General features: G+C 62.9%; 19 protein-coding genes and 1 pseudogene. 9 read left to right on the top strand and 11 right to left on the bottom strand.

Features of this window, described 5'->3' with window-relative positions; genetic code table 11:
- Window positions 1-622: 622 nt before the first annotated feature.
- Window positions 623-895, bottom strand: a complete 273-nt coding sequence (gene infA / locus AYM40_RS27960) for a translation initiation factor IF-1 (protein WP_012427521.1) — start codon at window positions 893-895, stop codon at window positions 623-625.
- 135 nt (window positions 896-1,030) lie between these two features.
- Entirely contained in the window at window positions 1,031-1,312 is a 282-nt protein-coding gene (locus AYM40_RS27955; RefSeq protein WP_063499359.1) for a hypothetical protein, read from the bottom strand.
- Between the two features lie 698 nt (window positions 1,313-2,010).
- On the opposite strand from AYM40_RS27955, the gene AYM40_RS27950 reads away from it, so the two are divergent.
- Window positions 2,011-2,655, top strand: a complete 645-nt coding sequence (locus tag AYM40_RS27950; RefSeq protein ID WP_063499358.1) for a helix-turn-helix transcriptional regulator — start codon at window positions 2,011-2,013, stop codon at window positions 2,653-2,655.
- A 93-nt stretch (window positions 2,656-2,748) separates the two neighbouring features.
- On the opposite strand, the gene AYM40_RS27945 is transcribed toward AYM40_RS27950, so the two are convergent.
- Together AYM40_RS27945 and AYM40_RS27940 are read right to left on the bottom strand one after the other, a co-directional pair.
- Window positions 2,749-3,153, bottom strand: coding sequence for an OsmC family protein (locus AYM40_RS27945; protein WP_063499357.1), 405 nt, complete (start codon window positions 3,151-3,153; stop codon window positions 2,749-2,751).
- A 153-nt stretch (window positions 3,154-3,306) separates the two neighbouring features.
- Window positions 3,307-3,504, bottom strand: a pseudogene (locus AYM40_RS27940) (YciI family protein); the annotation flags it as partial.
- Between the two features lie 91 nt (window positions 3,505-3,595).
- Between AYM40_RS27940 and AYM40_RS27935 the strand changes: the two are divergent.
- The 5 genes from AYM40_RS27935 (at window position 3,596) to AYM40_RS27915 (ending at window position 7,641) form a co-directional block, all read left to right on the top strand.
- Window positions 3,596-4,885 (top strand): NAD(P)/FAD-dependent oxidoreductase, encoded by a 1,290-nt coding sequence (locus AYM40_RS27935; RefSeq protein ID WP_063499356.1) that lies wholly within the window; start codon window positions 3,596-3,598, stop codon window positions 4,883-4,885.
- Between the two features lie 15 nt (window positions 4,886-4,900).
- The gene (locus AYM40_RS27930; protein ID WP_063499355.1) at window positions 4,901-5,458 is read left to right on the top strand and encodes a helix-turn-helix domain-containing protein; all 558 of its coding nucleotides are present in this window, start codon (window positions 4,901-4,903) and stop codon (window positions 5,456-5,458) included.
- 175 nt (window positions 5,459-5,633) lie between these two features.
- Window positions 5,634-6,980: a glutamine synthetase family protein gene (locus AYM40_RS27925; RefSeq protein ID WP_063500749.1), complete on the top strand. Its 1,347-nt coding sequence runs from the start codon at window positions 5,634-5,636 to the stop codon at window positions 6,978-6,980.
- Between the two features lie 191 nt (window positions 6,981-7,171).
- Complete coding sequence (locus AYM40_RS27920; RefSeq protein WP_063499354.1) at window positions 7,172-7,366, top strand: DUF1653 domain-containing protein; 195 nt, start codon at window positions 7,172-7,174, stop codon at window positions 7,364-7,366.
- A gap of 80 nt (window positions 7,367-7,446) precedes the next feature.
- On the top strand, window positions 7,447-7,641 hold the full coding sequence (locus AYM40_RS27915; RefSeq protein ID WP_063499353.1) for a YqaE/Pmp3 family membrane protein: 195 nt from the start codon (window positions 7,447-7,449) through the stop codon (window positions 7,639-7,641).
- On the opposite strand, the gene AYM40_RS27910 is transcribed toward AYM40_RS27915, so the two are convergent.
- Entirely contained in the window at window positions 7,638-7,970 is a 333-nt protein-coding gene (locus tag AYM40_RS27910) for a 2Fe-2S iron-sulfur cluster-binding protein (protein ID WP_063499352.1), read from the bottom strand. The two genes, AYM40_RS27915 and AYM40_RS27910, sit on opposite strands and share 4 nt — an antisense overlap.
- Before the next feature lie 149 nt (window positions 7,971-8,119).
- On the bottom strand, window positions 8,120-10,123 hold the full coding sequence (locus AYM40_RS27905; protein ID WP_063499351.1) for a sigma-54-dependent Fis family transcriptional regulator: 2,004 nt from the start codon (window positions 10,121-10,123) through the stop codon (window positions 8,120-8,122).
- A gap of 417 nt (window positions 10,124-10,540) precedes the next feature.
- On the opposite strand from AYM40_RS27905, the gene AYM40_RS27900 reads away from it, so the two are divergent.
- The gene (locus tag AYM40_RS27900) at window positions 10,541-10,831 is read left to right on the top strand and encodes a DUF1488 domain-containing protein (RefSeq protein WP_028194698.1); all 291 of its coding nucleotides are present in this window, start codon (window positions 10,541-10,543) and stop codon (window positions 10,829-10,831) included.
- Between the two features lie 20 nt (window positions 10,832-10,851).
- Here AYM40_RS27900 and AYM40_RS27895 read toward each other — a convergent pair whose 3' ends face one another.
- From AYM40_RS27895 to AYM40_RS27875, 5 genes are all read right to left on the bottom strand, one after another.
- Window positions 10,852-12,153: an NCS2 family permease gene (locus AYM40_RS27895; RefSeq protein WP_063499350.1), complete on the bottom strand. Its 1,302-nt coding sequence runs from the start codon at window positions 12,151-12,153 to the stop codon at window positions 10,852-10,854.
- 238 nt (window positions 12,154-12,391) lie between these two features.
- Entirely contained in the window at window positions 12,392-12,649 is a 258-nt protein-coding gene (locus AYM40_RS27890) for a DUF4148 domain-containing protein (protein WP_063499349.1), read from the bottom strand.
- A 142-nt stretch (window positions 12,650-12,791) separates the two neighbouring features.
- Window positions 12,792-13,565: a slipin family protein gene (locus AYM40_RS27885; RefSeq protein WP_063499348.1), complete on the bottom strand. Its 774-nt coding sequence runs from the start codon at window positions 13,563-13,565 to the stop codon at window positions 12,792-12,794.
- The gene (locus AYM40_RS27880) at window positions 13,562-15,220 is read right to left on the bottom strand and encodes an NfeD family protein (RefSeq protein ID WP_063499347.1); all 1,659 of its coding nucleotides are present in this window, start codon (window positions 15,218-15,220) and stop codon (window positions 13,562-13,564) included. Before AYM40_RS27880 ends, AYM40_RS27885 begins: the two co-directional genes overlap by 4 nt.
- A gap of 82 nt (window positions 15,221-15,302) precedes the next feature.
- Entirely contained in the window at window positions 15,303-16,358 is a 1,056-nt protein-coding gene (locus AYM40_RS27875; RefSeq protein WP_063500748.1) for an AraC family transcriptional regulator, read from the bottom strand.
- Between the two features lie 297 nt (window positions 16,359-16,655).
- On the opposite strand from AYM40_RS27875, the gene AYM40_RS27870 reads away from it, so the two are divergent.
- Window positions 16,656-17,789: an acyl-CoA dehydrogenase gene (locus AYM40_RS27870; RefSeq protein WP_063499346.1), complete on the top strand. Its 1,134-nt coding sequence runs from the start codon at window positions 16,656-16,658 to the stop codon at window positions 17,787-17,789.
- Window positions 17,790-18,018: 229 nt separating this feature from the next.
- On the top strand, window positions 18,019-19,710 hold the full coding sequence (locus tag AYM40_RS27865; protein WP_063499345.1) for an AMP-binding protein: 1,692 nt from the start codon (window positions 18,019-18,021) through the stop codon (window positions 19,708-19,710).
- Window positions 19,711-19,767 lie beyond the last annotated feature (57 nt).

Genomic DNA, 19,767 nt, shown 5'->3' with positions numbered 1-19,767 from the left:
GAATGTCGGTGACGGCTGCGTGGTACGTGACCTTCTGCGGCTGTTAGTCAGCCAGTCAGGTTCTTATGTTTGGACGCAAGAAATAGCTTGAACAAGAGAATAAATAGCCTGATTAATATAAACAATCAGGGGTTTCTATTTTTCTGTCAGATAATTTACCAGCCGTGTAAGGTTATCGACGTGTGTGTACGCATGGCGACGAATCAAAGCCATTTCGCGTAACTGCGAGGCGAAAAGAAGAGGCTCACGACGATCATGGCGGCAACGCTGCCGGCCAGCATGATCTAGGTCCCGAACCCGCCGGACATGTGGATCATCGGAGCGTTTGGCGCGGGCGACCTGCATGCGGCGCCGGCGACAATGCGCGAGCATTTGTCGGAGCTGGAAGAGAGGGGGCGAACAGGTGCGCAAAAGCGCCGCCGGAGAGGATCTCGGTGCGGTGTTCGGGGTGTAGAAAAGGAGGGGCGCGCATGCGACGCCGCAACGCGCCGCTCAGGCTCGAGTCAACGAATCAAGCCGGAGGGGGCGCGCGAAAGGCTTCGCGAACAACTAAACAGCAACAATTGACCACGCCCGGACCGATCACGGAGCAACTCGATGAGCGGTCAGCGTGCCGCCAGCCTTAACGGCGACGGAATTGCGTATTGCGTGCGCCGCCGCCACCGGTGGCGCGCTCGTCTTTGTGACGGAAATTGATCCGGCCTTTGGTCAGATCGTAAACCGACAGTTCCAGCGTTACGCGGTCGCCCGCGAGAATACGGATGTGGTTCTTGCGCATGCGTCCGGACGCGTAAGCGCCAACCACGACGCCGTTGTCGAGCGTCACACGGTAACGGCTATCCGGAAGTACTTCGTCGACGATACCGTCAAGTTCAAGCAGTTCTTCTTTCGCCATGCATAACTCCTGGTCGATGGGATAAGTGGGCGTTGGCCGCACGGCTGAGCCGCCTGGCGCAACATCTGATACGGTTGACAGTTGGCTTTCAGGCCAACTGTGTTGCGGTCACAGCGGATTCGCTGATAGTACCGCTCAAAGATCGGCGACGGACTGGCCGTCTACACGGCCGTCGATCAATTGTTCGGCGTGGGCCATGCACGCAATGCGCGCCTTGCCCGTGCCGTCGAACGGAAACAGATACTGCAGACGGAACACACGCCCGTCGGCTGCCGGATTGGCGCCCACGCGGCAGATGCGCACCGACGCGTCGTAGCCTGCGTCCGGATTGCGGCCCGTCTGACCGTCCGCCGGGCGGCGCGGATAGACGAGCGGGTGAATTTCGTAACCCTTGTACGTCTTGACAGCTGAATTCATGAGGCACGTGTCCTGTATTACGTGGCCCCCGTGTCACGCGTGTTACGCGCGCCACAACAGGCCCGGCAGCGCAGCACCTTGGGGCGCGCCGCCATGGAAAAAGGTTGGCACAGGCCCAATGTCAAGGGCATGAGCGCGGCCGCGCAAAGTCGCGGATTCGATGGAGAAGAAACACGCTGATGTCGCGCAGACATCGGGCGCGTAAATGAACTACTCAGCTGCACAACTCGCGACGGCGAATGCAGGCGGCGCATTGCCGGAGTGACGGGATCGCCGACAGGCAGCGGTCGAACAGTCGGGGGTGGTGCGGAGACGCCGATTGATACTGTGCTTGGTACTGCCGCTTGCATTACAGATAGTGCGGACGCGCAATACAGCTATTCCAATATGATGCACTAAATGGGGCTAATTGGATAGCAAAAAGTTCCGCGCGCGGGCAAACCGCCCAGCCGGCGGGGTGTTGGGCAAGAAAAGGCTGCCGCGAACGGCGCGCCGGGGTATGGCCGGCACGCCGTGTATGAGGGAGCGCCACGCCGTCGCGGTCGCGGCCGCCGATTGGGGTCGTTACAATGGCGCGTTGCCCCGCCTGGCTGCCCGGCATCGTTTGCTTGCCCTGCCTGCCGGCGATGACCTTGGCGCCCCGATTGGCTCATTTGGGCGAAGGCAGCGCCGCATCCCTCGAACCCTGCGACTTCTCAATGCGCAAGACAACCGTCTCTCCCGTGAAAGACCTGCTGCTGGACCGCTACGCACCCATTGCAGACGGCATCGCGGCGCTGTTCTATCCGTGTGCCGAAGTCGTGATTCACGACCTGCGCGATCAGACCATCGCCTATCTCGTGAACAATCTGTCGAAGCTCGAAGTCGGCGGCCCCTCGGTGCTCGATGAAGTCCACTACGCGGCGCGCGGCCGGACGATCGGGCCGTACGAGAAGCTCAATTGGGACGGCCGTCGCATGCGCTGCGTGAGCAACATCCTGTTCGACGACGAGGGCAAGCCGGCCGGCATGCTGTGCGTCAACTTCAACATCGCCGTGTTCGAAGATGTGCGCTCCACGCTCGATCTGTTCATCAAGGGCGGCAATCTGACCGACGCGCCTGCCGAGGAACTGTTCCGCGACGACTGGCAGGACCGCATCAACACCTTTCTGCACACCTGGCTGCGCGAGCGGCAAATCGGCGTCAATGCGCTCACGCGCGAGCACAAGCGGGAAATTGTCGAGGCGCTGCATGCGCAGGGCGCGTTTCGCGGCCGCAGTTCCGCGAACTATGTGGCCGCTGTGCTGACGATGGGGCGCGCCACCGTCTACAAGATTCTTAAGCAGATGAAAGAGGGCGGCTGACCGTGCTCAAATCGCAGCGGGATGGCGCGGTGGTTTTCACGGCTTGGCTGACCGCGAGCGGCGTTCGATACCGGCGTAACGAGGCGCGCCGTGTCACCACTGCATTGCCGTATCGATCCGTGTTCCTCGTTTGATGAACAGGGTGACCGGTGTCTTCTCGCAAATTTCGGCAAGGCGGGTCCGCTGGCTATCGTCGAGGGGCCCATCGACGGATACGGTACGCCGAATGAATTGACCGCCGTCGCGCTCGACGTGCAATTCCGTGTCGACTTTGATCCGGCCGCCCGGCCATGCTTTCTTCTGCATATACATCCTGAGCGTGGCAGCGGTGCACGCCGCGAGACCCGAGAGCACGAATTCAAAGGGGGCGGGGCCGCTATCCTGCCCCCCTTCGCGCGGCCCTTCATCGCCGAGCAGGCTGTGCGTGCCCGCATCGACTTTGACAAGATAGTTGGGTGCATCTGCGTCCGAGATGGCGCTTGCGATCGCGAGAGTCATTATTGTCCTCACTGGTGTCACGAAGGCGTGACGTTGCTTGACCGGGGCCTAGGTGGCTGGATTGCGCGCCTGTTGCCTGTGCTCCTGATGGCGAGTGCCAAAGTGAATGACACGGGAGCGATCGCCCTGTGCGGCGCCACCGCGCCCCCGGCATCAACGCGGCTTGTTCGCGCTGCCTTCGGCCTGAGCCCGCAAGCGCTCTTCCTGAGCCCGCAGTTCGGGTGTCAATTCTGCGCCGAAATCGTCGGCTTCGAATAGCTGGCGAATTTCGATTTCGGAATCGCCTTCCATTGGATTGGGGCAGCGCTTGACCCATTCGATGGCTTCTTCCATCGACTTGACTTGCCACATCAAGGGGCTCATAGCTGCTGCTTGCCTCATTGAAAAATTGATGTTATTTTTTCATGAAATTAATGATTGAATTTTTCACGAAAAAACGCCGATGTTCCATCAGTCCGCCGAGCACGTCGCGAGCTACTACGCCCGCACCTATCCAGGCCCGATTCCACTGCGCCCGACTCTGGAAGAGCGTTTGGACACGGAGGTGTTAATCGTCGGCGCAGGTTTCAGCGGCTTGCACACGGCGCTGCGCCTTGCTCTCGCAGGCAAGCGCGTCACCTTGCTCGAGGCCAGCCGTGTGGCCTGGGCGGCGTCCGGGCGCAATGGGGGCCAGGCACTGCTCGGGTGGTCATGCGATATGCCGCCGCTGGAGGCTGCGCTGGGGCTGGAACGTGCCCGCCAACTGTGGGACAGCATGCGCTGGGCCGCAGGGGAGATCCGCGAGCTGCCAGAGCGGCATGGCTTTGATGCTGACTACCGCATCGGCAGTCTATGGGCGGCGGTGTTGCCGCGCCGCGTTGCCCTTCTGCGGGAAGCCCAGCGGGAGGCGGAGGAGAAGTGGGGCTACGGCCGGATGCGCTTCATTCCTCGCGCGGAGATGCCGGAGTGGATTGCGAGCGAGCGTTACCATGCGGCACTCTACGATCCCGAGGCGGGCCACCTGAATCCATTGAAGCTAGCCCAAGGCCTGGCAGCGGCGATCGAACAGGCAGGTGGACGCATCTTCGAGCAGAGCCACGTGCTGGACTACCGCGAAACGCCTGCCGGTTATGTCGTGCGCACCGACAAGGGGGAGGTGCGCGCGGACGCGCTGGTGCTCGCCTGCAATGCGTATATCGACCGCCTCGATCGAAAACTCTCCAGGCGAATGCTGCCGGTCGGAACGTATCAGGTGGCCACGTCGCCGCTGCGGCCGGACGTGGCGCGTTCGCTGCTGCCGCGCAACAGTTGCGTGATCGACAACCAGTTCGTTCCCGACTACTTCCGCTTAAGTCCTGATAACCGCCTGCTATTCGGCGGCGGCTGCACGTATGCGGGCGGCATCCCAAAGGATATTGCAGCGGCCACCCGGCCCTACCTGGAGCAGGCGTTCCCGCAGCTGCGCGGGGTCGACCTGGAGTTTGCCTGGGGCGGGCATATCGATATCAGCATGAAACGCACACCGGATATTGGCCGACAAGGGGAGCGCTACTGGCTGCAAGGCTTTTCGGGGCACGGCGTGCTCCCCACGCTCGCCGCTGCCCGGGCAGTCGCCGACGCCATCCTCGGTGACGACGAACTGCTGGGCCTGTATCAGTCCATCGACAATCCGCGTTTTCCCGGCGGAGCGCTGCTGGCGGCGCCGTTGGAGGTCATGGGCAAGACCTGGTATCGTCTGCGCGATAGAGTCTGAAAGAAGAGGCAGAAGATGAACAAGCAGGAAGAAATTGAAGGTCTCGCGATACTGATCCGGGACCTGCGCAAGCATAAGAAGGTGACCTTGGGCGCATTGGCGGAAAAGATCGGCCGCTCGGTGGGTTTCCTCTCCCAGATCGAGCGCGGCCTGTCGCGTCCGACCGTGGGCGACCTGACCGCCATCGGTGAGGCGCTCGGCGTACCCACCACCTATTTTTATAGCCTGAGCAAGCCGCGCGCGCTGCCTTGGGTGACCCGGCCGGATGAACGCCGCACGCTCTATTACGCCGAGGGCGTGACCGACGTGCTGGTGTCGCCGAACATGTCCGCGGGCTTTTCGATGCTGGAAAGCCATCTGGCCCCCGGCGCCAGCAGCGGTGATAGACCTTTGAACGACAGCGACGAGCAAGGTGGCTTCGTTCTCGAAGGCGAGTTGACTATCTGGCTGGAAGACGAGGTGCAGCCGGTGACCCTCGGCCCGAACGACGGCTTCCAGGTGCCGGCGCACGCCCGGTTCCGCTATGCCAATCTCTCCGACGAACCCACGCGGGTACTTTGGGTGTTCACCTAGAATTCAGGCCGAACCTGGACGTAGCGGGGGACGCTACGCTGATTTGAAATTCGGATGACTAATCAATAATTTTGTGAATGCTACATCCCGTTATGCTGTCGACGTGCGCGCCGCGGTCTACGGCAACTTTGAACCGAATCTGGATCATCACCTTTTGCGTGAGAAGGACAACACCATGACTTCCCCCGGCGCCGACCTGCTTAGCGAAGTGCGGGCCTTCCGCGCGGCCTATCCCGAGGTGCGTTACGTCGACCTCATTTGCCTGGATATCCCCGGGCACTTCTACGGCAAGCGATACCCCGTGGACATGCTCGAGAAGGTCGCAGCCGGCAGTCTCCTGAAGCTGCCGCAGAACTGCATCCTGCTGGGTGCGCAGGGCGGCTTGTACCCGATCGGCGACTATTGCTTCAACGACGGCGACCCGGATGCGGTGCGTCGCCTGATTGCCGGCACCCTCAAGCCTGTGCGATGGGAAAGTCAGCCGTTGGGGCAGATGCTGATCAGCTCGGACGGCACCGCGGCGCCCATCGAGTTCGAGCCGCGCGAGGTCCTGGCGCGCGTGCTGAAACGCTTTGAGCGGCGCGGTATCCGCCCGGTCGTAGCCTTCGAGCTGGAGTTTTACCTGTTCGACGCCAGGCTCGCGGACGGTCTGCCGCAGTTCCCGCGCGACCCGTTCTGCGACGACAGGGACGACCAGCCGAACATGCATATCGAGCGGCTGTCGCGGTTCTCCGGCGTGCTCAATCAGATGGTCGAAGCTACGCGCGAGCAGGGTGTGGACGCTACCGTGATCACCGCCGAACTCGGACCGGGGCAGTTCGAGATCAACTTTGGACACAACGACGATGGCCTGTGCGCGGCGGACTGGGCCGCCTTGTTCTGCCGCAGCACGCGCGGCGTGGCGATGAAGCACGGCTATCGCGCCAGCTTCATGAGCAAGCCCTATCTGCATGCGCCGGGCAGCGGCATGCATGTGCATGTGAGTCTCTACGACGAGGCGGGCCACAACCTGCTGGCCGTAGACGGCCAGCGCCCGCTGCGCCACGCGGTGGCCGGGTGCCTCGCACTGCTGCCGCATTGCATGCCGGTCTTCGCTGCCAATCACAACGCTTTTCGCCGCTATGGCTGGAAAGCGAATGCTGCCAGCCGTGGCAACTGGGGCTTCGAAGACCGCGACGCCTGCATTCGCATTCCCGAATCGGATGACCGTAACCTGCGCATCGAACACCGCCTGGCGGGTGCCGATGCGAACCCTTACCTTGTACTGGCTGCCATTCTCACAGGCATGGAACACGGGCTGGATGCTGGCCGCGAACCCATCGCGCCGCTCAACGAAGACCGCAGGAGCGGGATCGACTTTCCGCAAGACATGCTCGCGGCTGTTGCCGCGATGCAGAATCATCCGGTGGTGCGCGAGGGAATGGGTGAAGAGTTCGTGATGGTCTACTGCGAGAACAAACGCCAGGACCATCTGGATTTCATGAACGAGGTGAGCGCGCGGGAATACCGCTGGTTCCTCTAAACGCTGGCGTCTGCCACTGTTCGGGCAGCCACGCATCGCGGCTGTCGATGGCGGCCGCATTAGCCTGCATCCGTGATCGTTCGCGCGGCGGCGCGGGTTTAAAATGACGGTCGCAACACAACCACGTGCTCTGTTTCGGAGGACGTCGGCCCGTTTATAAAAATTCCGTTGATCCGGACAGGAGTAGTTGAATGGTGCGTTATCGACACTACAAAGGCGGCCTTTACGAGCTGGTTTGCGAGGCCACGCTGGAGTCCGATCCGACGGTCACAATGATCGTCTACAAAGCCAGCAATGGTACGATCTGGACGCGTCCGGCTTCGGTGTTTTTCGAGCTGGTCGAAATCGACGGCACCAAGGTGCCGCGCTTCGCGCCGATCAATTAGGCCGGCTCGTTCAAACGATCGCCAGCGCGATCGCACCCGAAGAACGCTTACTGCCAGGTCAATACAAACAGGAAATCTGAATGCGTCTATTGCTTGCCATCATTCTGCCGTGGTTTCAGTTCTTCACGATCGGCCGGCCGTTTGCCGGGATCATCTGCCTGATCTTGCAGGTCACGCTGATAGGCTGGATTCCGGCAGCGATCTGGTCGGTGTATGCGTTGAGCCAGTACAACACCGACAAAAAAATCGCCCGCGCGATGGGCAACGGCCGTTAAGGCCGAAGGCGATGCTGCCCGCTGGGCTGCTGTAATTCAACCGCATCCGGCGCTTCGATCACCACGTCGGTTTCCGCGATCGCCACGCACGGCAGAATGTAGCCCTCCGCTTTCTCTTCGCGACTCAAACCCGGCCATTCGATCGTGTAGCGCACGCGTCCCGCCGTCATTTTGCATAGGCACGTCCGGCACGTACCGTTGCGGCACGAGCGCGGCAGACGCAGATTCGCGAAGGCGGCGGCTTCGAGGATCGTGAGCGAATCGGGCGCTTCGAAACTTTGGCCAAGGGGTTCGACGCGAACGAGAAAAAGGCTTTGGGTGTCAGGCATGGATGAATGGATGCGACAAGGCTGAGCGAGAGGTCAAACACCGACTGTACACGGCAACCGGTTAGCAGGATGGTAACCGGAGCCCTGTGAAGGTAAGGCTTGTGTAATTTTTTGTTGGCGATGATAGCGTTCGATCTCCTTCCATGGAGTCAAGTCGCGCTGCTCTGGCGCAAGTACCGGTATACCGTGTTACGTGCCAGTCCCAACTCGCGTGCTGCCGCGGACACATTGCCGTTGTGCCTGGCGAGCGCCTGAGTGATCAGCGTGATTTGCCACTCGTCCATACGGGCGGGCGAGCTCGACGCATCGGCTGTGAAGGGGATATGGCCATAGGCGCGGGTCGCCTCGAGGGAGGGTGCGCTGGCGCTGACTTGCAACTCGCCGCTAGTCTTGTCATCACTCACGCAATCCTGCAGAAAATCCTCTGGCAAATCCTCGAGTTCGATCTGCTCCGCGCCTTCGGCCATGATGCTTGCGGTACGCAGCACGTTGGCCAGTTGCCGCAGATTACCGGGCCAGCGGCATTGCGCAAACCGCTCCAGCACCTCAGTGGAGACGCAGCGCGGCAAACGCTCGCCATCCGGCTGCAATGCCAGCATGCGCTCGACCAGCGCAGCCAGATCGCTACGCTCGCGCAGCGCCGGCAAGGTGACCGCGAGGCCGTTGATCCGGTAATACAGGTCTTCGCGGAAGCTGCCTTCTTCGATCATCGCGCGCAGATTGCGGTGGGTCGCACAGACGATGCGCAGATCGACCGGAATCGCCCGTGTGCCGCCGAGCGGCACGACGGTACGCTCCTGCAGCACGCGCATCAGGCGCACTTGCTGGGCGAGCGGCATGTCGCCGATTTCGTCGAGAAAAAGCGTACCGCCGTCGGCCTGCACGATCTTGCCGACGCTGCCGCGTTTTTTTGCGCCGGTGAACGCGCCGTCCTCGTAGCCGAACAATTCTGCCTCGATCAGCGTATCGGGCAACGATGCGCAATTCAGCGCGATGAAGGGCGCGGCCCGCCGCGGCGAATCGTGATGGATCGCGCGAGCGAGCCATTCCTTGCCGGTGCCGGTTTTGCCGAGTACGAGAATGGGAATATCGCGTCCGCGCAGCTTGGCGACTCTGCGCAGGATTGCAGACACTTGCGCGTCGCCTGTATCGAGCGTTTCGAGTGTGGCGAGCGGCGCGGGTGGCGCCCCTTCGCCGGGGCGAGCCGCAGCACGCGTGCCGCTGGAAGTGGCCGCACGCGCCGCGTCAGGCAGCGTTTTTGCCGAAGCCACATAGCGCGGCACCGCAAATTCGCCGCGTGCGATCACACGCACGCCGCTCGGCAACGTCAGCTCGATGCTTTCGCCTGGTGCTCGGGCGATCTGTTGCAGCAGCCGGGCGAATGCGATCCCGAATAATGCGTCGAAGGTTTGTCTTTGCAGGTCGGCGAGCGGCTGCCCGAATTGAAACAGCGCGCTGCGATTCGCGGAGAGGAACGTGCCGTCCGGCGCGAACGCGGCAAGCCCTTCGTATAGCGTGCCGATGAATTCCGCGCGCGCGTGAAAGTGGACACGAATGGCGTCGACGAATTGATTGGAGAACAGATGATTTTCGATCATCTGTGCCGACATCCGCACGAGCGCGAGCGTGTGTTTGTGGAAGCCGCGCGTGTCGCCGCTGACATCGAGCGCGCCGATGGTGCGCCCGAATGGATCCGCGATCGGCGCGCACGAACAGGTGAGGATCCGGTTCGCGTGCAGGAAATGCTCGCCGGCGTGCACGACGGTTGGCTGCCCGTCGACCAGCGCGGTGCCGATCGCGTTCGTGCCGCGATCCGCTTCGGCCCATGAGACGCCCGGACACAACGCGACGCGGTTGGCTTTTTCTACGAAGTCGCTGTCACCGAGACTGTGGAGAATCACGCCGTGATTGTCGGTGAGCAGCACCATGCTTTGCGTGTCGACGATCTGCGCGTGCAAGGTCTCCATCACCGGGAGTGCGTGGGTATAGAGCGACTGATTGCGATCGACAAGCTCACGCAGCGCGGGGCGGCACAGTGGATGAAAGTCCGGCGTTTCCGACGCACGCAGACCGACTTCGAGCGAGCGGGCATGAGCTTGCGCGATGACATCTGGCCGACCGAGGGTGGGCGGCGTGGCAGGACGTTGGATCAAAGCATGTCTCCGGTTATCGGCCCCGGCGGGTGCATTGCCCACCGTTGCGTTGCGCAGTGCAACATACGCGTCTGCTGCCGAACACCGATATTACAGGACGAATCAGGACCCAGGCGAAAGCCGCGCGGCAGGGAAAAACCGAGTCGCGCGGTGGAGAAGCGGTGCCTCAAATCACCCTGTCAGGCACCAGAATTGAGTAAATAAAAAGGAAAACTTGCGCAGCGCCTGAACTCGTCTACAGTGAATCAAATCACCTCCGCGGGGCGCGAAGTACGGCGCCCTCGAAAACGTGGGGTGACGGACCCGCGCCATCAGCATTCGACAAGGAGGAAAAGCGCTGCAGGTGCGACCAGACTCAACCAGCGTGCGCAGTACCAATCGACCCATGCGCAGCACCACCCCTTTAGGTGAACTCCCATGCAGATACTATTCCCGAACGAAACTCCTGAATATTCAGGTCGCGAACTTACCTTGGCGTTCCCGGCGATGGTTGATGGGCAAAGGGTGGAGTGCATGATCACGGCTGAGGCGCTGGAAGATCACTTCGGCGCCGCATCGCCGCGTCTGGAAGACATGGTCGGCGCATTCGACGCGCACCGGGCCCGGATCGAAGCCGCCACGAGGCGTCTGCTATCGGAAACGCGGGCGCAATGTCTGGTGCTGAGGAGCGGCTACGTGCGCTTCTATGAAGCGAACTGGCGCAACTGAACGGATCCGTACCGCGGCGCTTATTCGCTGCCGAGGTAGAAATACCGGAACAGAAAAATCGCCGCGATGATCCACACCACCAGGTTCACTTTGCGCGCCTGCCCGGTCAGCAGTTTCAGGCCGGCATACGAAATGAAACCGAACGCGACGCCATTGGCGATCGAGTAGGTGAACGGCATCAGCAGGGCGGTGAGCGCGGCCGGCACGACTTCGGTGGCGTCGTCCCACGGCAGGTCGAGCATTTCGCGCAGCATCAGGCACGACACGTACAGCAGGGCTGGCGCCGTCGCGTAGCCGGGCACTACGCCCGCCAGCGGCGCGAAAAACAGCGCCGCGAGGAACAGCACGGCGACGGTGATCGCCGTCACGCCCGTGCGGCCGCCGGCCTGCACGCCCGACGCGCTTTCGATATACGCCGTGGTCGACGAGGTGCCCAGCATCGAGCCGGCCAGAATCGCCGTGCTGTCGGCGAGCAGCGCGCGGTTCAGCCGAAACATCTTGCCTTCGACCAGCAGCCCTGCGCGATTGGCCACGCCCATCAGCGTGCCGGTCGCATCGAACAATTCGACGAGGAAGAACACCAGGATCACGTTCAGTACGCCGCTGGAGAGCGCGCCGCGAATGTCGAGCTGGAACAGCGTCGGGGTAATCGACGGCGGCGCGGAAACGATGCCGTGGAACTGATTGCCGCCGAAGAAAAAGCTCAGCACCGTCACGCCGACAATACCGATCAGGATCGCACCGCGCACCCGCAGATAGTCGAGCGTGACGATCGCGAAGAAGCCGATCACCGCGAGGACCACATGCGCGTTGTGCAGGTCGCCGAGCGTGACGAGCGTGGCCGGATTGCCGACCACCACGCCGGCCGACTTCAGCGAAATGATTGCGAGAAACAGGCCGATGCCGCCGGTGATGGCGATACGTATCGAATGCGGAATGCCGTTGACGATCACCTCGCGCACGCGAAACAGCGTGACGATCAGGAACAGGCAGCCGGAGATGAACACCGCGCCGAGCGCGGCTTGCCACGTGAAACCCATGCCCTTCACGACGGTGTACGCGAAGTACGCGTTCAGGCCCATGCCGGGCGCGAGCGCGATCGGATAGTTCGCGTAGAGGCCCATGATCAGCGAGGCGAGTGCGGCCACGATGCAGGTCGCGACGAACACCGCGTCCTTCGGCATGCCGGCGTCGCCGAGAATCGCCGGGTTGACGAAGATGATGTAGGCCATCGTCAGGAACGTGGTCAGCCCAGCGAGCACTTCGGTGCGCAGGTTGGTGCCTGCGGCGTCGAAGCCGAAGTATCGTTTTATGGAGTCCATGAGGCGGGTCTCTCGTTGTTCAAAATTGACGGCGGTAACCCGAATCGCGTGACTGCGGGCCTTGCCGAAGGGGCGAGATGATACCTTGCCAGCGCGCGGGGCGGAGCGGCAAGCGAATTCACGATGGTGCGGCGGGGGGCTTGCGGGGGGAGTGTACGGCATGCAAGACCAACGTCGCCTGCGACCCTTGCAGTCGCGGGCGGCCCGGCATGCCGCTTCAAGGCCTGGATGAGACTGCTTACTGCGGCATGCTCCCACCCATCTGCTGCGCCCGCCGTGCGGCGACGATGCGGCCAGCGCTTAGCGCGTTGTCCGGATAGTCGATCCAGTCGAGCGGATCGTAGCCGGCGGCGCGCCATTCGGCCAGATCGGCCTTCACCTGGGCACGCGTTAGCGGCGCCGATGGATCGTAAGGCCGCGCGGGCTGCGCAACCGCGGTGCTCATACTCACGGCGGCTAACAGTGCGCCGAGTCCAGCTAGAGAAGCGATTTTCATGATTAGCTCCTATGGAGAGGTTAAAAACGACCCCTAGATTTCAATTTTCATAGGCATTCCGAGTAAGTCGATTGAAGACAATGCGCCATTTCACCCTGTGATCCAGAACGGGCCACAGTGGACTGGCGCGCCTCCCCCCGGTTCAGGAGGCCGACGGCTTGCTGAAGCGGTCCAGCACCGCGCTCAGCAAATCGATCGGCAGCGGAAATACGATCGTCGAATTCTTGTCGGCGGCGATCGTCGTGAGGGTTTGCAGATAGCGCAGCTGCATGGCTTGCGGCTGCCGTGCGAGCGTCTGCGCCGCTTCCAGCAGATGCTGGGAGGCCTGCAATTCACCTTCCGCATGAATGACCTTGGCGCGCCGTTCGCGCTCGGCTTCGGCCTGACGGGCGATCGCGCGGATCATCGTTTCGTTGATGTCCACATGCTTGATCTCGACGATCGACACCTTGATGCCCCACGCGTCGGTCTGCGCATCGAGCACTTTCTGGATATCGGCGTTCAGCTGCTCGCGATCCGCCAGCAGTTCATCGAGCTCGTGCTTGCCGAGCACCGCGCGCAGCGTGGTTTGCGATAGCTGGCTGGTCGCCTCGAAATAGCGTGCCACCTGTATCACCGCTTTTTCCGGATCGACGACGCGGAAATACACCACGGCGTTGACCTTCACCGAAACGTTGTCGCGCGTAATCACATCTTGCGGCGGCACGTCGAACACGACGGTGCGCAAATCCATCCGCACCGCCTGCTGCACGATCGGAATGATCAGGACCAGCCCCGGCCCCTTGACCTTCCAGAAACGCCCGAGCATGAACACCACGCCGCGTTCGTATTCGCGAAAAATCCGTATCGATGAAGCAATCAGTACGGCCGCCAGCAGAATCAGAATGCTGCTGAAGCCGAATGTGAAACCGATCATGAGCGTTCTCCTTGTTGTTGTGTTTCCGCGGGCACCACGGTCAGCGTCAGTCCGCGCCGCGCGGTGACGCGCACCGCGTGACCGGCTGCGACCGGGGCCGTGCTGGACACCCGCCAGCGTTCACCGTGCACCTGAGCCCAGCCGGCCAGCGTGCCGCCCGCTGCTGCGTCTGCCGTTGCGTCCCCCGGCAGCAGGCCGCCGTCGAGCACGACGCCGAGACTGCCGATCAACCCTTCCGAACCCGTCACCACGGGCCGGCGCCGCGCGCGCAAGGCGAGCCTCGACACGCCGAACACAAAAGCGACGCTGAACACGGCCACGGCGGCAATCAGGGGCAGCGGAATGCCGTAGCCGGGCACGTCGGTATCGATCAGCATCAACGAGCCGATCACGAACGCGACCACACCGCCGAAGCCGAGCGAGCCGAAGGTCGGCAGAAACGCCTCGCCGATCAGGAATGCGATGCCGAGAAAGATCAGGCCGAGCCCGACGTAATTGACCGGCAGCATCTGCATCGCGAAGAGCCCCATCAGCAGACTGATGGCGCCGACCACGCCCGGCAGCACGAAGCCCGGATTGGCGAACTCGAAGAAGAGGCCGTACATGCCGATCATCAGCAGGACCAGCGCGACGTTCGGATCGGTGATGACCGCGAGGAACTGGCTGCGCCAGTCGGCTTCGAGCGTGACGACCGGCGCGTTGGCCGTGCTGAGCTTGACGTCGCCGCGGCTTGTACCGATCGTGCGCCCGTCCACCTGGCGCAGCAGGTCGGGAATGTCGCGCGCATTCAGATCGACCACGTGCTGCGCGAGCGCTTCGCTGGCCGACAGGCTGACAGCCTCGCGCACGGCGCGCTCGGCCCAGTCGGCGTTGCGTCCGCGCATTTGCGCGAGGCCGCGGATGTAGGCGGCGGCGTCGTGGACCTGCTTGCGCAGTTCGGTGGATTGGCTGTCGAGCGGAAGGGCGGCGCTGGCAGAGTTGGCAGCGCTTGCCGAATCGGCTGAGGCAGGTGCTCCGGGGCCGTTCTTTTGCGCGCCAGCACCGGCACCGGCACCGGCACCACCGCCACCGCCACCGCCACCGCCACCGCCACCGCCACCGCCACCGCCTGGCAGACCCGGCATACCGCCGCCGCCCGCGGGCGGCTCCGCACCGCCGATGCCCATCTGGATCGGCGTCGCCGCGCCGAGATTGGTGCCCGGGGCCATCGCCGCAATATGGCTGGCATAGACGATATAGGTGCCGGCGCTTGCCGCGCGCGCGCCGCTCGGGGCGATATAGGTGGCGACCGGCACCGGCGAGCCGAGAATCGCCTTGATGATCTGCCGCATCGACGTATCCAGTCCACCGGGCGTATCGAGTTGCAGGACGGCGAGCTGCGCGCGGTCGTCGGCGGCGCGCTGCAGGCTGCGCACGATGAAGTCAGCGCTGGCCGGATCGATCGCGCCGCTCACCGGGATCACGACAACGCTATTCGGCGCGACGGCGGCCTCGGCGACCCAAGCCCGCGGCGCGTTTTCGCACAATGCGAATCCCACGGCCAAAAGCATGCCGAACGCGGTCATGCCGCGCATCAACCGGCCCACGACTCCGCCACGAATAGGCGCAGGGTGCGGACCAGACTGCCGGAACGGGAGACGCGGAGACGTGCTCATCGCTGATGGCTGCCGCGCCATGCCGACAGGTATCGGCCGGCGCGGGCCGATACCCCAAAAAGGCTGGCCTGCTCCTTACAGCTTAGTCCGATTCAATGCGGTGCGTGAAATCCGCATGTGCCGGCCGGTAATCGCTCGGCCGCATGCCGGTCCACTTGCGAAACGCGCGATGAAACGCGCTCGGCTCGGCAAAACCCACGGCGGTAGCGATGTCGGCGATCGTGCGATCGGTGTCCTGCAGTTCGCCGATTGCGACGTCGCGCCGCAAGTCGTCCTTGATCGACTGATACGTATAGCCTTCCTGCTTCAGACGCCGCCGCATCGTCGCTTCAGCGACGTTGAGGCGCAGCGCCATCTGGTCGGCGGCGGGCCAGCCGGCCATCGGCAGCGCGCGCAGCATCTTGCGCACTCGCGCGGCGAGCGAGCCGGGATTGCGGTATTTGACGATGAAACTGCCGGGCGCATCGCGCAGGAACGGCTTCACCGACTTGGTGGTCTGGATCACCGGCAGCTCGAGAAACGCCGGCGACAGGTCGACGTACGACTCGGCCTGATCGAACGCCATGTCGTCGCAGAACATCAGGCGGTATTCATGCGCGGCAGGCGGCGCGGCGCAGCGAAAGCGCGCCTCGATGAGCGGAATGCGCCGCCCGACCAGCCAGCACAGCAGACCGTAGACGACGATAAAGTAGGTCGCGTAAGCGAACATGGCGGGCGGCTTCGCGCCTTCGCGTTCGATATACCGCAAGCGCACGCGCTGCGCATCCGTCTCGATCTGTGCGCCAAGATCGTCCAGCACGAGCCGCATGAAGCCGACCGCCCGCGCGAGCGCTTGTGCGCCGTTACCCGCGCTCAGCGCCATCTGGGTCATCGCAATGAAGCTGCCGCTTTTCATGCGGTGCGAATCCTGGCCGAAGAACTCGTCGTCGAGCGCGCGGGCGATGCCGGCCCACAGCGCGCCGTACTGCGCCGACGAGACCCGGCTTTTCGGCGACGCCAGCATCGTGGCTGCGATGCCGGCGGCTTCGGCGAGCGGCAGCGCCTCGAAACCGCGTGCCCGCGCCAACGCCAGGGCCTCTTCGACCAGCGTGACGGAAATCGTGCCTCTGTCGTTCCTGAGGTTCTTGAAGTTCTTCATGTTTTTCATGGCTGTCTGGCAAACGCGCTCAGGATTTTCCTTGTGGAGATCCGCTAAGCCTTTGAAAACGTAGCCTGAATCGGCTTTGCATGATACCGGTATGGCAAATGCGCTCAGTCAGAATGATCGGGCCGAGCATCGAACCTGTCCAGCAGCTTCCCTACACTTGGCCTCAACCGATCGCGGGACGCATCGCCCGTAGACACCACGGCGAGACCGGCCACCCCCCGCGACGAGCCGCAGATGACGAGGCCGCGCCTCGCCGCCGCGACTCGATGCACCTGACAGGATCGAGCCATGGACAGCTTCTACACCGACGAACAGCGAATGATCCGCGACGCCGCCCGCGACTTCGCCACTGAGCGCCTCGCACCGCATGCCGGGGAATGGGATCGCGACGCGAAGCTGCCGACGGAAGTCGTGACGCAAATGGGCGAGCTGGGTTTTCTCGGCATGATCGTGCCGTCCGAGTGGGGTGGCGCCTATACCGACTATGTGGCGTATGCGCTCGCCATCGAAGAGATCGCTGCGGGCTGCGCCGCCTGCGCCACGCTGATGAGCGTGCACAACTCGGTCGGCTGCGGGCCGATCCTGAACTTCGGCACGGACGCGCAAAAGGACCGCTATCTGCAAGACCTCGCCACGGGCCGCCGCATCGGCGCGTTTTGCCTGACCGAGCCGCAAGCCGGCTCCGAGGCGAACAATCTGCGCACCCGCGCCGTGCTGCGCGACGGCAAATGGATTCTGAACGGCAACAAGCAGTTCGTGACCAACGGGGCGCGCGCCAACATTGCAATCGTGTTTGCCGTCACCGATCCGGACCGGGGCAAGCGTGGCCTGTCAGCCTTCATCGTGCCGACCGATACGCCGGGCTTCAACGTCGGCAAACCCGAGCATAAGCTCGGTATTCGCGCATCGGATACCTGTCCCATCTCGCTCGACGATTGCGCAGTGCCCGAAGGCAACCTGCTCGGCGAACCGGGCGAAGGCCTGCGCATCGCGTTGTCGAATCTCGAGGGTGGCCGCATTGGTATTGCGGCGCAGGCGGTCGGCATCGCGCGAGCCGCATTCGATGCCGCCCGTCTCTACGCGAACGAACGCATCCAGTTTGGCAAGGCGTTGAAGGATCACCAGACCATCGCCAATATGCTCGCTGACATGGCGACCCGCCTGAACGCCGCGCGTCTGCTCGTGCATCACGCGGCGCGGTTGCGCACGGCGGGCAAGCCGTGTTTGTCCGAGGCATCGCAGGCCAAGCTGTTTGCGTCGGAACTCGCAGAGGAAATCTGCTCGAATGCGATCCAGATTCACGGCGGCTATGGCTATCTTGAGGACTACGCGGTGGAACGCCATTATCGCGACGCCCGCATCACGCAGATTTACGAAGGAACCAGTGAAGTGCAGCGGATGGTTATCGCACGCCATGTTTAGACGCAAGATAGGTGGCGTTTGAGTGCAAAATAGTCTGTCAGCAGGGCAAAAACCAGAGCGCATACCGCGCCACCAGCATGGGATCGGGGTAAGTGCTAAAGCGCTAACTCAGGTCGACAGCTTTGCATGGGATCGGAGTAAGCGCTAAAGCGCTAACTCCGATCGACAGCGATGCATGGGACCTGAGTAAGCGCTAAAGCGCTAACTCAGGTCGACACAGGAGACGACGATGACTGCAGCGAAGGGCTTTCTCGAAGCGCGCGACCTGTTATTGCGCCACCGAACCGACTACGAGCGCGCCTACGGCGAATTCGTGTGGCCGACGCCAGGCAAGTTCAACTGGGCGCTCGATTACTTCGATGTGATCGCCCGAGATAACGATAAGCCGGCGCTGTGGATCGTCGACGATCCGGCAAGCGACGGCCTGCGCCTCTCCTACGCGCAAATGTCGGAGCGCTCGTCGCGCATGGCGAACTTCCTGCGCGGCCTCGGCGTGGGGCGCGGCCACCGCTTGCTGCTAATGCTGCCGAACCGCGTCGAACTCTGGGACGTGATGCTCGCAGCCATGAAGCTCGGCGCGATCGTTCTGCCCGCCACCACCCAGCTTTCCGCCGACGACGTGCGCGATCGGGTGCAGATCGGCGGCGCGCAGTTCGTGGTGGTCGATAGCGCGGAACTGGCCAAGTTCGACGCGCTAGAGGTGCCGCTCACGCGCATCTCGGTCGGCACGCCGCGCGAAGGCTGGATCGATCTTGCTGCAGCCTATGACGCATCGCCGCAATTCACGCCGGAAGGCGTCACGCATGCCACCGATCCGCTGCTGCTGTACTTCACGTCAGGCACGACCTCGAAGCCGAAGCTGGTCGAGCACACGCACCTGAGTTACCCGATCGGCCATCTGTCGACCATGTACTGGATCGGCTTGCAACCGAACGACATCCATTGGAATATCAGCTCGCCGGGCTGGGCCAAGCACGCATGGAGCTGTTTCTACGCGCCGTGGAATGCGCAGGCCTGTGTGTTTGTTTTCAACTTTGCGCGCTTCGTGCCGAAAGAAACGCTCGACGTGCTGGTGCGTTTCAACGTCACCACGCTGTGCGCCCCACCGACCGTCTGGCGCATGCTGGTGCAGGAGCATCTCGCCGACTATCCGGTGAAGCTGCGCGAGATCGTCGGCGCGGGCGAGCCGTTGAATCCGGAGATCATCGAACGCGTCAAGCATGCCTGGGGTATCACGATTCGCGACGGTTTCGGCCAGACCGAAACGACCTGCCAGATCGGCAACTCGCCGGGGCAACCGGTGGTGCCGGGGTCGATGGGCCGTCCGTTGCCGGGCTACAAAGTCGAGCTCCTCGATGCCGACGATCAAGCCGTCACCGAAGGCGAAATCTCGCTGCCGTTGGCCGAACGTCCGCTCGGTTTGATGACGGGCTACGCGAACAATGCCAATGCCACCGCGCAAGCCATGCGCAACGGTTTCTACCATACCTCCGACGTCGCGCTACGCCGCGACGATGGCTACTACGTCTACGTCGGCCGCGCCGACGACGTGTTCAAATCGTCCGATTACCGGCTAAGCCCGTTCGAACTCGAAAGCGTGCTGATCGAACACGAAGCGATCGGCGAAGCAGCCGTGGTGCCGAGTGCCGACGCGCTGCGCCTGTCGGTGCCCAAAGCGTTCGTCACCGTGCGTCAGGGCTATGAAGCCGGTCCCGAACTTGCACGCGCGGTCTTCGCGTTCTCGCGCGAAAAACTCGCACCGTACAAGCGGATTCGCCGCCTGCAATTCAGTGAATTGCCGAAAACCATCTCCGGCAAGATCCGCCGCGTCGAATTGCGGCGCCGCGAAATGGAGCGCGAGGCCGAGCCGGCGCGCCTGCCGGACGAGTATTGGGAAGAGGATTTCCCGGATCTGCGTTGATTATTTTTATTCCCGGTCACTGCCCGGCCGATACACGGCCACTGCACAGGAGTTCCA

Origin of the sequence: Paraburkholderia phytofirmans OLGA172, from assembly GCF_001634365.1 — a bacterium.
Taxonomy (GTDB): domain Bacteria; phylum Pseudomonadota; class Gammaproteobacteria; order Burkholderiales; family Burkholderiaceae; genus Paraburkholderia.
Note: the sequence above shows the minus strand (reverse complement) of the source record. Positions and strands in the feature narration are given on the sequence as shown.

Coding starts and splice junctions, on each gene's coding strand:
- infA (WP_012427521.1), bottom strand. CDS start 895: ATGGCGAAAGAAGAACTGCTTGAACTTGACGGTATCGTCGACGAAGTA.
- AYM40_RS27890 (WP_063499349.1), bottom strand. CDS start 12,649: ATGAAAATCGCTTCTCTAGCTGGACTCGGCGCACTGTTAGCCGCCGTG.
- AYM40_RS27875 (WP_063500748.1), bottom strand. CDS start 16,358: ATGAAGAACTTCAAGAACCTCAGGAACGACAGAGGCACGATTTCCGTC.
- AYM40_RS27900 (WP_028194698.1), top strand. CDS start 10,541: ATGCAGATACTATTCCCGAACGAAACTCCTGAATATTCAGGTCGCGAA.
- AYM40_RS27885 (WP_063499348.1), bottom strand. CDS start 13,565: ATGATCGGTTTCACATTCGGCTTCAGCAGCATTCTGATTCTGCTGGCG.
- AYM40_RS27915 (WP_063499353.1), top strand. CDS start 7,447: ATGCGTCTATTGCTTGCCATCATTCTGCCGTGGTTTCAGTTCTTCACG.
- AYM40_RS27920 (WP_063499354.1), top strand. CDS start 7,172: ATGGTGCGTTATCGACACTACAAAGGCGGCCTTTACGAGCTGGTTTGC.
- AYM40_RS27880 (WP_063499347.1), bottom strand. CDS start 15,220: ATGAGCACGTCTCCGCGTCTCCCGTTCCGGCAGTCTGGTCCGCACCCT.
- AYM40_RS27865 (WP_063499345.1), top strand. CDS start 18,019: ATGACTGCAGCGAAGGGCTTTCTCGAAGCGCGCGACCTGTTATTGCGC.
- AYM40_RS27910 (WP_063499352.1), bottom strand. CDS start 7,970: ATGCCTGACACCCAAAGCCTTTTTCTCGTTCGCGTCGAACCCCTTGGC.
- AYM40_RS27945 (WP_063499357.1), bottom strand. CDS start 3,153: ATGACTCTCGCGATCGCAAGCGCCATCTCGGACGCAGATGCACCCAAC.
- AYM40_RS27895 (WP_063499350.1), bottom strand. CDS start 12,153: ATGGACTCCATAAAACGATACTTCGGCTTCGACGCCGCAGGCACCAAC.
- AYM40_RS27925 (WP_063500749.1), top strand. CDS start 5,634: ATGACTTCCCCCGGCGCCGACCTGCTTAGCGAAGTGCGGGCCTTCCGC.
- AYM40_RS27870 (WP_063499346.1), top strand. CDS start 16,656: ATGGACAGCTTCTACACCGACGAACAGCGAATGATCCGCGACGCCGCC.
- AYM40_RS27955 (WP_063499359.1), bottom strand. CDS start 1,312: ATGAATTCAGCTGTCAAGACGTACAAGGGTTACGAAATTCACCCGCTC.
- AYM40_RS27935 (WP_063499356.1), top strand. CDS start 3,596: ATGTTCCATCAGTCCGCCGAGCACGTCGCGAGCTACTACGCCCGCACC.
- AYM40_RS27930 (WP_063499355.1), top strand. CDS start 4,901: ATGAACAAGCAGGAAGAAATTGAAGGTCTCGCGATACTGATCCGGGAC.
- AYM40_RS27950 (WP_063499358.1), top strand. CDS start 2,011: ATGCGCAAGACAACCGTCTCTCCCGTGAAAGACCTGCTGCTGGACCGC.